Source organism: Prauserella aidingensis (genome assembly GCF_024171865.1).
Taxonomy (GTDB): Bacteria; Actinomycetota; Actinomycetes; order Mycobacteriales; family Pseudonocardiaceae; genus Prauserella; species Prauserella aidingensis.
The window spans coordinates 74,415-88,085 of record NZ_JAMTCN010000018.1; the positions used below are offsets into that span (position 1 = coordinate 74,415).

General features: G+C 70.9%; 10 protein-coding genes. 7 read left to right on the plus strand and 3 right to left on the minus strand.

Translation table 11 applies throughout. The features are described from left to right. Positions 1–378 precede the first annotated feature (378 nt). Positions 379–693 (minus strand): hypothetical protein, encoded by a 315-nt coding sequence (locus LY13_RS17700; protein WP_253829617.1) that lies wholly within the window; start codon positions 691–693, stop codon positions 379–381. A gap of 153 nt (positions 694–846) precedes the next feature. Then, entirely contained in the window at positions 847–1,173 is a 327-nt protein-coding gene (locus tag LY13_RS17705) for a chorismate mutase (protein ID WP_253829619.1), read from the minus strand. A 220-nt stretch (positions 1,174–1,393) separates the two neighbouring features. Here LY13_RS17705 and pcrA point away from each other — a divergent pair, with 220 nt between their 5' ends. After that, a complete protein-coding gene (gene pcrA / locus LY13_RS17710) occupies positions 1,394–3,817 on the plus strand; it encodes a DNA helicase PcrA (protein ID WP_253829621.1) in 2,424 nt (807 codons plus the stop codon). 520 nt (positions 3,818–4,337) lie between these two features. After that, positions 4,338–4,514, plus strand: coding sequence for a hypothetical protein (locus LY13_RS17715; protein ID WP_253829623.1), 177 nt, complete (start codon positions 4,338–4,340; stop codon positions 4,512–4,514). A gap of 127 nt (positions 4,515–4,641) precedes the next feature. On the opposite strand, the gene LY13_RS17720 is transcribed toward LY13_RS17715, so the two are convergent. Continuing rightward, complete coding sequence (locus LY13_RS17720; protein WP_253829680.1) at positions 4,642–5,364, minus strand: M23 family metallopeptidase; 723 nt, start codon at positions 5,362–5,364, stop codon at positions 4,642–4,644. A gap of 769 nt (positions 5,365–6,133) precedes the next feature. Here LY13_RS17720 and LY13_RS17725 point away from each other — a divergent pair. The 5 genes from LY13_RS17725 (at position 6,134) to LY13_RS17745 (ending at position 13,558) form a co-directional block, all read left to right on the plus strand. After that, positions 6,134–7,957 (plus strand): hypothetical protein, encoded by a 1,824-nt coding sequence (locus tag LY13_RS17725; protein WP_253829625.1) that lies wholly within the window; start codon positions 6,134–6,136, stop codon positions 7,955–7,957. Positions 7,958–8,224: 267 nt separating this feature from the next. After that, positions 8,225–9,391, plus strand: a complete 1,167-nt coding sequence (gene sucC, locus LY13_RS17730) for an ADP-forming succinate--CoA ligase subunit beta (RefSeq protein WP_253829626.1) — start codon at positions 8,225–8,227, stop codon at positions 9,389–9,391. A 5-nt stretch (positions 9,392–9,396) separates the two neighbouring features. Further along, positions 9,397–10,284, plus strand: a complete 888-nt coding sequence (gene sucD / locus LY13_RS17735) for a succinate--CoA ligase subunit alpha (protein WP_253829628.1) — start codon at positions 9,397–9,399, stop codon at positions 10,282–10,284. A gap of 418 nt (positions 10,285–10,702) precedes the next feature. Beyond that, positions 10,703–11,545: a DUF5336 domain-containing protein gene (locus LY13_RS17740; RefSeq protein ID WP_253829630.1), complete on the plus strand. Its 843-nt coding sequence runs from the start codon at positions 10,703–10,705 to the stop codon at positions 11,543–11,545. A 222-nt stretch (positions 11,546–11,767) separates the two neighbouring features. Further along, the gene (locus tag LY13_RS17745) at positions 11,768–13,558 is read left to right on the plus strand and encodes a cell division protein PerM (protein WP_253829632.1); all 1,791 of its coding nucleotides are present in this window, start codon (positions 11,768–11,770) and stop codon (positions 13,556–13,558) included. The last annotated feature ends 113 nt before the right edge of the window (positions 13,559–13,671 follow it).

A 13,671-nucleotide genomic window follows, 5' to 3' on the forward strand; every position in this document is an offset into this window, starting at 1 on the left:
GCGTCGCGCGAGCCGGAGGTCATGTGGTGCGGACCCCTCCTCGTGCGCCTTCTGACGTCGGGGATGCCCGGTTTCGTCCGAACGGAGCAGCAGGCAGGCCCGCCGCGTGCAGCAGGTCGGCGCGGGCCGCCGTGGTGAGGACGGTGCGGCAGGCGGTGGTGCGGGGAGCGTGGGTGTCCGGGACGGCACGGTGCGCAGCACGCGCAGCTGCACGGCCGTATGCACGTGCGTTGCATGTTGCAGCGCGCAGAGTGCCCCTCGAAACCCTCACTCGGACAAGGGTAGGAGCTTTCGGCGCTGCTGGCTGCGCTTGAGACCGTTAGTGCACGGATATCACTCCACCGGGCGCACCCTGGTTTCGTTGCGTGAGCGCCTGCGTCAGTTGCCGGAACGGTACTTCGTCCGGGTGGACTGCAACGCCTTCGTCGCCACGGCTCCACTGCCCGCCGCGAGCAGGATCGCCACGACGTCGAGGAACGTCGGGCCCGCCGTCAGCAGGAGCGCCAGCAGCGACGCACCCGTGGTGCCGCCGGCGACGGGCCAGCGGCTGCGCACGTAGTCGGCGACCGGTCCGCCGCCCGCCCGCTTCGCGGCCGCACTGTTGAGCAGCGCGAGGTATCCGGTGTGGCCGAGGGCGACGACGACGCTCGCGAGGGCGGCGACGAGCGCGATCAGGTGGATGATCGTTTCCATGTGTCCAGTGTGCCCGAATGCGGTGACATGCCGGTGGGCGGAAGCGGTGCCCGCTACTCCGGGTAGGCCGGTGTCGCGGGTACCCCGCCCCGGCGGCCGGTGTTCGAGGCGCTGGTGTTCGAGGCGCGGGGCCCGAGGTGCCGGGGTGGCGCGTCAGTGCCCGAGGCGCCCGCGGCCGAGGTTCAGCAGCGCGAGCGCGAGTTGCCTGCCCTCGGGGCCGAGTTCGCGGTACCGGGCGAGCACGTCCATCTCACGGTTGTAGACGATCCGCGGACCGCCCGCGGCCATCCGCGCGGCGCCGATCGTCCTGGACACCTCGGCGCGACGCTTGATCAGGCGCAGGATCTCGGCGTCGAGCCAGTCGATCTCCTGGCGCAGGTCGTCGATCGTCGTCTCGGCGGCTTCCGGCTGCTCGTCGGCCGGGGCCTCGGCCGAGCGGACGTCGGCGGCCTGGGAATCGTCGTGAGTCTGGGCGTTCATGTGACCCTCCGGTCGTGTCGGCGTGGCCGGCGAACCGGACCCCGAGCCGACGAAAGCCCCGGGTCCGAGGACTCCGGGGCTTGAGGTGATGGCTGGGTCAGCACGCGATCACGGGAGCCGGAGTCCGGATCCCGTAGAAAAATCGGCACGTCGCGTCGACCACGGCGCGAGTATGGCACATTCCGGCCGTGTCAGGGGCGCGAGGTAGCGTGAAGTCACAATGAGCACCCTCTTCGATCTCCCCCCGGACCAGGGCAAGCACGCCGATCTGCTGGATGACCTCAACCCGGCCCAGCGTGCCGCCGTCGAGCACGCCGGAGCCCCGATGCTCGTCGTCGCGGGCGCCGGCTCGGGCAAGACCAGGGTGCTCACCCGCCGCATCGCGTATCTGCTGGCCGCGCGCGGGGCGCACCCCGGTCAGATCATGGCGATCACGTTCACCAACAAGGCGGCCGCCGAGATGCGGGAGCGCGTGAGCGAGCTGGTGGGCCGCAGGTCCGGCGCGATGTGGGTGTCGACGTTCCACTCGATGTGCGTGCGGGTACTGCGGCGCGAGGCGAAGACCCTCGAGATGTCGTCGAACTTCTCCATCTACGACGCCGACGACGCGCGCAGGCTGCTCACCCTCGTGGCCCGTGACCTGGACCTGGATTCGAAGCGGTACCAGCCGCGCGCGCTGGCCTCCCACATCTCGAACCTGAAGAACGAGTTGATCGACTCCGAGTCCGCGGGGTCGCACGCGACCAACGACTTCGAGCGCAGGGCCGCCGAGGTCTACGTCGAGTACCAGCGCAGGCTCTCGCAGGCCAACGCGATGGACTTCGACGACCTGATCATGCGCACGGTCGAGCTCTTCCAGGTGTTCCCCGACGTCGCCGAGTACTACCGCCGCCGGTTCCGGCACGTGCTGGTCGACGAGTACCAGGACACCAACCACGCGCAGTACACGTTGGTGCGCGAGCTCGTCGGCACCGAGCCGACCGAGTCCGGTGTCGAGCCCGCGGAACTGTGCGTCGTCGGTGACGCCGACCAGTCGATCTACGCCTTCCGTGGCGCGACGATCCGCAACATCGAGGAGTTCGAACGGGACTTCCCGAACGCCCGCACGATCCTGCTCGAACAGAACTACCGGTCGACGCAGACGATCCTGTCGGCGGCCAACTCCGTCATCTCACGCAACCCGAACCGCAGGGACAAGCGCCTGTGGACGTCGGAGGGCGACGGTGAGAAGGTCGTCGGCTACGTCGCGGACAACGAGCACGACGAGGCGGCGTTCGTCGCGGGCGAGATCGACGACCTGGTCGACCGGGGCGTCGCGAAGTACTCCGACGTCGCGGTGTTCTACCGCACCAACAACCAGTCCCGGGTGTTCGAGGAGATCTTCATCCGCCTGGGCCTGCCGTACCGCGTGGTCGGCGGGGTCCGGTTCTACGAACGCAAGGAGGTCCGCGACGCGCTGGCCTACCTGCGGGTGCTGGCGAACCCGGACGACACCGTCAGCCTGCGGCGCATCCTGAACGTGCCCAAGCGCGGCATCGGCGACCGGGCCGAGGCGTGTGTGGCCACGCACGCCGAACGGGAGCGGATCTCGTTCGTCTCGGCGCTGCGCGACGCGGTCGCCGACAAGGTGCCGATGCTCAACCCGCGTTCGCGGAAGGCGATCACGGCGTTCGTGGAGCTGCTGGACGGCCTGTACGAGCTGGTCGATTCCGGTGTCGAGGTCGCCGACGTCCTCGAGGCGGTGCTCGACCGCACGGGATACCGCGCCGAACTGGACTCCTCCGACGATCCGCAGGACGCCTCGAGACTGGAGAACCTCGACGAGCTCGTCACGGTCGCGCGTGAGTTCACCGAGTCGGCCGCCGAAGCGGCCGCGCTCGCTCCGGAGTCGGACGCCGACGACGAACCGGACGCCGGTGTTCCCGAGCCGGGCTCGCTGCCCGCGTTCCTCGAACGGGTGTCGCTGGTGGCCGACGCGGATTCGATCCCCGAGTCGGACGGCGGTGACGCCGAGGAGGAGGCCGACGACGCGGGTGTGGTCACGCTGATGACCGTGCACACCGCGAAGGGCCTCGAATACCCGGTCGTGTTCGGTACCGGCTGGGAGGACGGTGTCTTCCCGCACCTGCGCGCGCTCGGCGAGCCGAAGGAGCTGGCAGAGGAGCGCAGGCTCGCGTACGTCGCGATCACGCGGGCGCGCGAGCGGCTGTACGTCTCACGAGCACTGGTCCGGACGCAGTGGGGGCAACCCGCGGCCAACCCCGCGTCGCGGTTCCTCGACGAGATTCCCGCCGAGTTGATCGACTGGCGGCGCGAGGCGCCGTCCTCGGGAGGCGGCGGCGGTTCGCCGCGGGCCGCCACGACCTGGGGCGGGCGACCGGGAACCGGTGCGGACTCGGCGCAGTCCCGACTCGCCTCCGGCGGTATGCGGACGACCGGATTCACGGGCACGAGGAACGACTGGAAGGACACGGTCGCCCTCAAACTCGACGCCGGTGACCGCGTGAATCACGACAAGTACGGACTCGGCACGGTCGTGTCGACCGACGGCACCGGTCCACGTGCGACGGCCACGATCGACTTCGGAACGGCCGGCACGGTGCGGCTGATGCTGATCGGCAGCGTGCCGATGGTGAAGCTGTAGTCCCCGAGCCGAGGTTCCCGTCCTCCGGCGGGTACTGGGCAGGCCCGGTCGATCGGTGCCCTTGCCGAACGCCCCTGACGTCACGATTCGATCGTCTGTTCGGGTGATGATGGCTCGAGGTTCCGGATTCTGTCAGGCCCTCGCGATAATCTCGACATCGAACACGAGTTCGTAGACCGTGTGGCTCGACGATGTGGTCGAGCCGTGCACAGGGTGTCGAGCGAGGGGGATGACAGGTGTGGATCGCGCGAACAGCGGTGAGACGGCACGTGGTCGTACGGCGTCGCCGAGGCGAGTTCGGCCGCGTGCGCGTGTGGACGAGCGCGGCGGGTCCGCGTGGCGTCGACTGTGCGACGGCCGTGGCCGGGCGGGGGACCGGAACCGCCGCCGGGCGAGGTCGAGGCGGGACGGGCCCGAGCGGTGGTTCCTGGCGGTCCGCGCGGGTGTTCTGGAGGTTCTGGGCGGGCTGTCTGCACAGGTTTCGGCGCGATGTGGCAGGAGGGTTCCGGAGGTCGAGCGGGTGGTCGCCGCGTGGCGACTCCTCCTGCGCTTGCACGAGCGCACCGCTGACAGCGGGTGCACGGTGTGCGGAACCCAGCGTGAGCGCAGGCTGTGCACCGTCTGGCAGGTCGCCGTCGGCTACTTCCTGCGCAGCCTGCCGAACGAATCGCCGGCCGAGTGGCGCACGGCAGCCTGACCGGACGGGCTCGCCGAAACCGCCGAGGGGTCGTTCGAGGTCGGTGGGACGTCCGGTCCGGTCCGGGTCACCCGTCCGCCTCGGTGGTGCGGAGCGCGGGGAAACGGCCGGATGTGAGGGGTGGCGGTCAGCCGAGGTTGATGCCGTGCTCGGCGAGCCAGGGCAGCGGGTCGAGCTTCTCGCCCTCGTCGGATGTCCAGACCTCGAAGTGCAGGTGCGGACCGGTCGACTGGCCCTCGTTGCCCATCAACGCGATCTGGTCGCCGGCCTTGACTCGCTGGCCCTCGTAGACCGAGTAGCTGGAGATGTGGCCGTAGACGGTGACGGTGCCGTCGTCGCGCTGGACCTTGACCCACTGGCCGAAACCGCTGGCCGGGCCCGCTTCGATGACCGTGCCGTCGACCGCGGAGACGATCGGGGTGCCGATCGAGTTGGCGATGTCGATGCCGTAGTGGGTCGTTCCCCACCGGGCGCCGAAGCCGGAGGTGAACACACCCTCGGTCGGCTTGACCACCTTCGGGCGGGCGGCCTCGATCGCGGCCTGTCGGCGCGCCTCCGCCTCCGCGGCGAGGCGCTCGTCGGTGACCTGGGCGCTCCGGTTCAGCTTCTTGGCCTCTGCCGTGGCCGAGGCCTCGTCGGTCGTGTCCTGCACCTGCAACAGCTGCGGGGCGGCGACCGGGGCGTCGCCTCCCATTCCCATGGCCGCACTCGCGTCATGGGAATTCGCCAGCGGCGTCACATCCGTGCTGGTGTCCACGGAACCGGACTGGGCTTCGTTGGAGGAGGTGTTCTGAAGGGTCTGGCCCGCCGCGGCGGCGGCGAATGCGCCAGCGGCGACGGCCGCGACCACCACACGACCACGCAGGGCCGACGACGGGGCGGGCAGCCGGTGGGCGCCACGCGGACGAACGAACGGATCGTCGTCCATCCCGTCCAGCGCATCGTCAAGCGCAGGCGAGGTGGCTTGGCCGCTATGAGAGCGGTGTCGAGCCAAGGCAGGGGCCTTCCGTTACTCGGGGGAGTCAGCTCGCGAACGCCGGGCGGGGGAACCCGGTGGGCGACCTCGGGGGTGATCGCCCGTGGTGGCGGTATCGACCTCCGGGGAGAGGTGAACCACCACGCGTGTCCGTGATCTGACCGTAATGGGGACTGCGGGACAGTAACGAAGGGCCGCCTGAAGGGGCAAGGCCCGGACGTGTCCATCGACCGGACGGGGGTGATCGTCGCGGGCTCTCCGAACGCGATCACGCAAGGTACGGCGGCGATTGGTCTACCCGTGTGAGTTGGGTTACACCCGGGCAACCGGTGGTCCGGACAACCGGTGCGGCGGGTGCTCGCGACGTCGGTTCTCCGGGCGGTGTGACGGTGGTGTGATGGAGTGGTGATCCTTTCCGTGATGTCGGTCGGATCGGCCCCGGGCGCTCACCGTTGCTAGCGTCGGCGCCGATGACGGCCTCCCTGTCCCTCCCCGAGCGGTGCCGGTGCCCGCAGTGCCGGTGCCTCGGCGACACGGTGACTCGTGCTGTCCCGCGGGAATCGCAGCCGGACGTTCGGTGCCTCCAGGTGTCGGGACGCCCCGTGTCGCGGCGACGGACGTCGAGTGGCCGGGTGGTGCGGCCGTGAGCCCGGGAGCGCGTGACGGCGGTGCGCTGCGAGACCTCGGCGTGAGCCGGGCGACGCCGGCGCTGGCCGCGGCGTTCGCCGCCGCGGTGCCGGCCTTCCTGTTGTCGGCGGCGGGTGCGTTGCTGCCCGTCGTCGAGGGCGGTGAACGTGGCCTGGCGGCCGGTCCGGTCGTCCTGGTCGTCGTTGCGGCGCTGCCGCTCGTTCTGGCCGGTGCGTTCGCGGTGCGGGGCGCCGCGGTCGCCGCCGCCGGGGTGCTGATCGGCGCGGCCGCACTCGCCCCGGGGCGGGCCGTGCTGGACCTGCAGTTCGCCGCCGAGCCGTCACGGGCTTCCCGGCCGGAGTTGTATCTGCCCTCCGACCTCTACGCCCATTCCGCGGCACCGGGGCTGTGGCTGCTCGTCGCCGGTCACGTCGTGACTGTGGTGGCGGGTGTGCTGGCCCTGCGTGCCCGTGCGGGAGGTGAGGCCGGGTCCGCGGACGGGACGGATCCGGGCCGGCGTCTCGCGGTCGCGGTGTCGGCGGCTGTGGCGGCCGCGATCGGCCTGGTCATGCAGCCGTTCACCTCGTCCGAGGTGTACCTGCTGGCGCAGAACGCCTTCGAGGGGCCTCTCGTCGCGATGGCCGGCTACCTCCTGGTGGCGGCGGCTCTGCCGGTGACGGCGGCGATCGCCGTCTCCTCCGGCGACACGGATCTCGTGCGGGGCTCCCTGCTGGGTGCCGCGGCCAGCGCAGCGGGGCTTGCCGTCCCCGCCGTGGTCGCCGCGCTCGGCCTCGACACGCTGGGCCTGTCCGTCGGCCCGGTCCTGACACTGGCCGGGCTGGCGGTGTTGGTCGTCGCGGCGCTCGTGCGGATGCCCGCGGCCGAGGCGGCCGGTGAGGACGAGACCCCTGTGCGGTTGCCGGGAAGTGTGCGACTGCGGGCGGCCGCGGGCGTGGGCGCCCTCGTCGCGGCCGGGTGTGCCGTGATCGGTGCCGTGACGCCCCAGCTCCAGACGCAGGGGTCGATCGCGGCGCCGGAGAGTCCGGCACGGTGGTCGCTGTTGGCGGCGGGTCTCGTCGTCGGGGTGCTCGGGGTGGCGATGCTCCTGCCTCGGACGGCGGTGCTCGTCCGTCCGGTGTTGTCGGTGGCGTGGGTCGGCGTGCTCGTCGCGGGAACCGCGGTGCTGGATACCGCCGTCACCGCCACCGGCTCGGCGGGTGGTGTCGCCTCGTCCGGTCCCGGTGTCGTCTGGACGTGGATCGCGATGTTCGTCGCGGCGGTGACGGCGTGTGCGTCGGTGGTCGCGGGCGCCGTGGAGCGGGACGACGTCGACGACGCGGCCCCGGCCGACGCCGCCGACGACGCCGAAGCCGACGACGATGCCGCCGACGGCGGAGCGGCCGAGGCCGACAGCGGGCGTAGCTCCGTGCTCCTCCTCGGTGCTCTGGTGGTTGCGGGCGTGCTGACCGTCGTGGCGTTCGGGTTGCCCGTGTTCACCGCACCCGACTACGTGGCCGCGGGACTGTGGGCGCGGTTCGGCACGCCCTCGTGGGGGCTGCTCGCCGGGACGGCGGTGGTGCTCGGCGGGTTGGTGCTGGCGGCGCGCAGCAGGCGGGCGCCCGCCGTCGGGGTGTTGTGCGGTGCGGGCGTCGTGCTCGCGTTGCACGCCGCGTCGTTCCCGCTGAGCCGTGGGGAGATCGCGGGGGCGAGTGCGGGCGCGGGTTTCTGGTGCGCGTTCGCGGCGGTCGTCGTGGTGCTCGTGGCCGCGATGGCGGCGGCGCTGACCCGGCCCGCTGCAGGCGGCCCCGTATCGACCGGTGCGCGACGGAAAAGCCGCTGAGGTGACGATTCTCCGGCAGAATGTCGACCTACTGCCCGGTAACTGTTCGGGAAATGCGCGCTGAATGGTTTCAGCCGAAGGCGATCTGTGCCACATTCCCCAGCTCAGAGGTTGTTTGGTGACCGAGTTCACCAGAGGTGGGCGCGGCGTGTCGCGGGCGGCTCGATAGGGTCGTTCACGTCCGGCAGCACGGTTTGTAAAACCAGCGTCTCGCAAACCGTTGGTCGTGCAAACCAGAGTGGCGTGTGTCGTCAGGAGACTGAAGTAGTGGACCTCTACGAATATCAGGCGAAGGACATCTTCGCCGCCCACGGCGTGCCGGTACTGCCCGGCGCCGTGGCGAGCACCCCGGAAGAAGCACAGGCCGCGGCCGAGAAGATCGGTGGGCAGGTCGTCGTCAAGTCGCAGGTGAAGACCGGCGGCCGCGGTAAGGCGGGCGGCGTCAAGCTGGCCGAGAATCCCGCGGAGGCGAAGGAGAAGGCCGAGGCCATCCTCGGCCTGGACATCAAGGGTCACATCACGCGGCGGGTGTTGGTGACCGAGGCGTCGGACATCTCCGAGGAGTACTACTTCTCGTTCCTGCTCGACCGCGCCAACCGCACCTTCCTCGCGATGGCCTCGGCCGAAGGCGGCGTCGAGATCGAACAGCTCGCCGTCGAGCGCCCCGACGCGCTCGCGCGAGTGGCGATCGACCCGCTCGAAGGCGTCGACAAGGCGAAGGCCCTCGACATCCTCACGCAGGGCAAGTTCCCCGAGGCCGTCAAGGACGAGGCCGCGGACGTCGTCGTGAAGCTGTGGGAGACCTTCGTGGCCGAGGACGCCACGCTGGTCGAGATCAACCCGCTGGTCCGCGACCCGCAGGACAAGATCGTCGCCCTCGACGGCAAGGTGACCCTCGACGGGAACGCCGACTTCCGGCACCCGGCGCACGAGGAGCTCGTCGACAAGGAGGCCGAGGACCCGCTCGAGGCCAAGGCCAAGGCGAAGGACCTCAACTACGTCAAGCTCGACGGCCAGGTCGGCATCATCGGTAACGGTGCCGGTCTCGTCATGTCGACGCTCGACGTCGTCGCCTACGCGGGCGAGAACCACGGCGGCGTGAAGCCGGCGAACTTCCTCGACATCGGTGGCGGCGCCTCGGCCGAGGTCATGGCCGCGGGCCTGGACGTCATCCTCGGCGACCCCGACGTCAAGAGCGTGTTCGTCAACGTCTTCGGCGGCATCACCGCCTGTGACGCGGTCGCGAACGGCATCGTCGAGGCGCTGAAGATCCTGGGCGACGACGCGACCAAGCCCCTCGTCGTGCGCCTGGACGGCAACAACGTCGAGGAAGGCCGCCGCATCCTCAACGACGCCAACCACCCGCTGGTCACGCAGGTGGACACCATGGACAACGCGGCGGACAAGGCCGCCGAGCTGGCGGCAGGAGCGTAAGAGACATGTCGATCTTCCTCGATTCCAGCAGCAAGGTCATCGTCCAGGGCATCACCGGGTCCGAGGGCACCAAGCACGCGACCAAGATGATCGCCGCGGGCACCAACATCGTCGGCGGTGTCAACGCTCGCAAGGCAGGCCAGACCGTCACGATCGCCGAGAAGGAGCTGAGCGTCTTCGGCTCGGTCGGCGAGGCCATGAAGGAGACGGGCGCCGACGTCAGCGTCATCTTCGTGCCGCCGAAGTTCGCCAAGGACGCGGTCATCGAGGCCATCGACGCCGAGATTCCGCTGGCCGTCGTCATCACCGAGGGCATCCCGGTGCACGACGCGGCCTACTTCTGGGCACATGCCAAGTCGAAGGGCAACAAGACCCGGATCATCGGGCCGAACTGCCCGGGCATCATCTCGCCGTCGCAGTCCAACGCGGGCATCATCCCGGCCAACATCACCGGCCCCGGCAAGATCGGCCTGGTGTCGAAGTCCGGCACGCTGACGTACCAGATGATGTACGAACTGCGTGACATCGGCTTCTCCACCTGCGTCGGCATCGGCGGTGACCCGATCATCGGCACCACGCACATCGACGCGCTCGAGGCGTTCCAGGCCGACCCGGAGACCGACGTCATCGTGATGATCGGTGAGATCGGTGGCGACGCCGAGGAGCGTGCGGCCGAGTACATCAAGGCCAACGTCACGAAGCCGGTCGTCGGCTACGTCGCAGGCTTCACCGCGCCCGAGGGCAAGACGATGGGCCACGCCGGTGCCATCGTGTCGGGCTCCGCGGGCACGGCGCAGGCCAAGAAGGAAGCGCTGGAGGCCTCGGGCGTGAAGGTCGGCAAGACGCCGACCGAGACCGCCGACCTGGCGCGGGAGCTGTACAAGGCGCTGTGAGCCGAACGGCTCCGAGCTCCACGGTTCCGCTGCCGACCGGACGCCGGTGAGGCCGTGAGGCCGATCCGTGGCGTGCGGGGCGGGGCCGGGGTTCTCCGGAAACATCCACGAGGGACCGGGCACTTTTGTGCTCGGTCCCTCGTTGTGTGTCGGGGACCGGTGCGCGGTGCCGTCCGGCCGGTGCGCGGGTGGTGACACCGCCGTCGATCCGTCGTCGATCGACCGGTCGTCGATCGGTGGGCGTCGGTGTGAAACCGGACGGGCGAATCAGCCGTCTCACCACAAACGGGTCGGGCCGGTGCGCTAACGTCCGTGCTGTGGTCGTCGGCATGGCGCGGCCGCGTATCCCCGGGTCATACACGGCGGGTGAGACCGATCCGCCGTGCTCGCGAGCAGAATCACGACAGGAGAACAACGGATGAGCTTCCCGAGCGGCGGCCCCGGCACGGGTGGATTCCCCGGGCAGGGCCCGCAGCAGCCGCAACAACAGTTCCCGGGGCCGCCCGCGCCGCCCGCAGGCGGCGGGGGCATGAAGATCAGCCTGCCGCAGATTCTCTTCCTCGCGACTGCCGGCCTCGGCCTGCTGAACCTGTTCCTCGGCTTCGCGAACTTCGGGGTGCCCGAGGTTCCGGAAGGAGCTCCGGAGGGGTACGACCCCGGTCCGGGCATCGGCTTCTACGAGAACGGGTCGGCGTCCTGGCTGCCGATGATGTTCTTCCTGAGCGGTCTCGCCGCACTGCTGACGGTCCTGCCGGGTGAGCACAAGCCCGGACCGTGGCCCGCCCTGTTCTCGGTGGGCGTGCTGCTGCCGTTCCTGTTCATCACGTTCGCCAGCGACGTTTCGTACGGCGCCGGTGCGATCATGATCCTCATCTTCGGCATCGTCCAGACGCTGGCGGCCGTCGCGGCGTACCTGTTCGACGAGAACATCGTCAAGCCGCCGCAGCCGTCGTCGCAGCCCGCGGGCCAGCCCGGTCAGTTCGGCCACCCCGGCCAGGGCGGCCAGGGTGGTTTCGGCCAGCCGGGTCCGCCGTCCGGTGGCTTCGCGCAGCCCGGACAGCCGGGCCAGCCCGGTCAGCCGGGGCCGCAGGGGCAGCCCGGTCAGCAGGGTCAGCCCGGCCAGCCGCCGCAGCCGGTGAACAACCCGCACCAGCAGCCGACGACGTACGCCTCGCAGCAGGGCCAGTTCTTCCAGCCGCAGGAGAGCCAGCAGCCACAGGGCGGACAGCCCGGTCAGCAGGGCCCGCAGCAGGGGAGCTGACCCTCGCGACCGTCACACCACGAACGCCCACGGCCGGTCACCGGTCGTGGGCGTTCGTCGTCGGGTGGCGCTGTCGGGTGACGTGGCCGGGTGGCGCGGCCGCACGGGATGGCCGGGCGATGTGGCAAGGGCGACCCGGTCGGGCGAACGTGATTCTCGTCAGATCCCCGCGGCGGCGTGGCGCGCCTCGTCGGGGCGGGCTCGTTTGCGATGGTCGAGGGCATGAGCCTGCTCGCCTCCACCTTCCGTTCCGCGCATGCGGACGGCGAGCCGGTATCCCGTTCCGTGTGGGTACGGGCGCTGGCGATGGCCGCGCTGGCCCCGATCGTGACCGGTCTGCTGGCGACGGCGGCGCTGTTGACGCTGATCGTCGCGATCGCCACGTCGTCGCACTTCTCGACCGAATCGGTGGTGGCGGCGACGGGGCCCGTGTGGCTGTCGGCGTACCAGGTGCCACTCGAGATCGGCGGGCTGCCGCTGGGTGTGCTGCCGTTGCTGCCGACGGTGCTGGTGTGCGTGCTGATCGCGCGGGCGGCATCCGGCGCAGCCCAGCGACTCGGCTGTGCGACGCCGGATCGCGCGCCGCTGCTGATCGGCGTCGTCGCCGGTACGCACGCGGTGGTCGGTGGTCTCGTCGCGGTGGTTGCGGGTGATGCGTTCATCACGGTCGACGTGCTGACGGCCGGGTTCGTGGCCGCGCTGGTGTCGGGCCTGGCCGCGACGGCGGGCGTCGCGAAACCGTGCGGCCTGACGACCGTGGTGCGCCGCTATCTCGATCCGCTCGCCGTGGCGGGTCTGCGGGCGGGCGCGCTGGGGCTGGCGGGGCTGATCGCCGCGGGTGCGCTGACGTTGTTGCTGGCGACGGCGCTGTCGGCCTCGACGGTGGTGCAGCTGTCGGCCGAGGTGGCGCCCGGTGCGGGCAGCGCGACGGGACTGTGGCTGCTGTCCGTGGGCTACGTGCCGAACGCGGTCGTCATGGCGACGGGCTTCGCGACCGGACCCGGGCTGCAGCTCGGCGGTGTCGAGCTCGGACCGCTCTCGTTCACCGGGGGCGGGGTGCCGCCGTTCCCGTTGCTCGGTGCGCTTCCGGACGAACAGGCGATGTGGTGGCCGGTGCTGATGCTGCTGCCCGCCGTGGTGGGCGCGGGTGTCGGCTGGTGGCTCCGGAGGTGTCACGACGATCCGGTGGCACGGCTGCGGACGGTCGGCGTCGCGGGCGCGCTGGTCGGCTTCGGCACGGTCGTCGCCGGGTTCCTCGCGGGCGGGCGACTCGCCGCGGGCCCTTTCGACCCGGTGGGGATCCCGCTCGGGTTCGTGTCGATCGCGGCGTTCCTGTGGATCGCCGTTCCCGGTGCCCTCGTCGCGTGGTTCGCAGGACCGCGGCCGGAGCCGGTCCGGTCCGCCGACCCGGAGGCCGCCCACGACGGCGACCATGGTGGCGGTGACGGCGGCGACGACGGTGGCGGCGACGACGACGGTGGCGGCGACGACATCGACGCGGAGCGGTCCGAGGACGAGGCATCCGATGAGGATGCCGCCGATGCCGACGCGACCTCCGATCCCGAGGACGCGGATTCCGAAGACCTTGACACCGACCTCGACACCGACGACGCGGACGACGGCACCGACGACCGCGACGACGCCGGGAACCCGGATGACGTGGACGACACCGGGGATCCGGACGACGGCACCGACCCGGACGGTGAGACGCCGGGCGACCCGGACGGTGACGGCGACCGGGAGATCGGCGGCGACGCCGACGACGAACTCGATGTCCCCGACGAGACCGACACCGACGACCTCGACGAGACTGACACCGACGACCTCGAGGACGCCGACAGTCCCGCGGACCGCGACGACACCGACGACCGCGACGACCGCGACGGCACCGACGACCGCGACGACCGCGACGGCACCGACGACCGCGACGACCGCGACGGCACCGACGACACCGGTCGAGACCGGCGCGACGACTCCGGAGGCGCGAGCGCAGAGGGGGAGCGCACGGTGTGACCGGCGCCCCTCGCGCTCGCCCTCGCCGAGTCGGCCGAAACCCCGGCGTTAGGGTGGTGCCACCAGCTCATGCGATGTGCGCGGTCGCGGCACCACCGGCGAGGAGAAGCGTT

Coding starts and splice junctions, on each gene's coding strand:
- LY13_RS17700 (WP_253829617.1), bottom strand. CDS start 693: ATGGAAACGATCATCCACCTGATCGCGCTCGTCGCCGCCCTCGCGAGC.
- LY13_RS17705 (WP_253829619.1), bottom strand. CDS start 1,173: ATGAACGCCCAGACTCACGACGATTCCCAGGCCGCCGACGTCCGCTCG.
- pcrA (WP_253829621.1), top strand. CDS start 1,394: ATGAGCACCCTCTTCGATCTCCCCCCGGACCAGGGCAAGCACGCCGAT.
- sucD (WP_253829628.1), top strand. CDS start 9,397: ATGTCGATCTTCCTCGATTCCAGCAGCAAGGTCATCGTCCAGGGCATC.
- LY13_RS17740 (WP_253829630.1), top strand. CDS start 10,703: ATGAGCTTCCCGAGCGGCGGCCCCGGCACGGGTGGATTCCCCGGGCAG.
- LY13_RS17745 (WP_253829632.1), top strand. CDS start 11,768: ATGAGCCTGCTCGCCTCCACCTTCCGTTCCGCGCATGCGGACGGCGAG.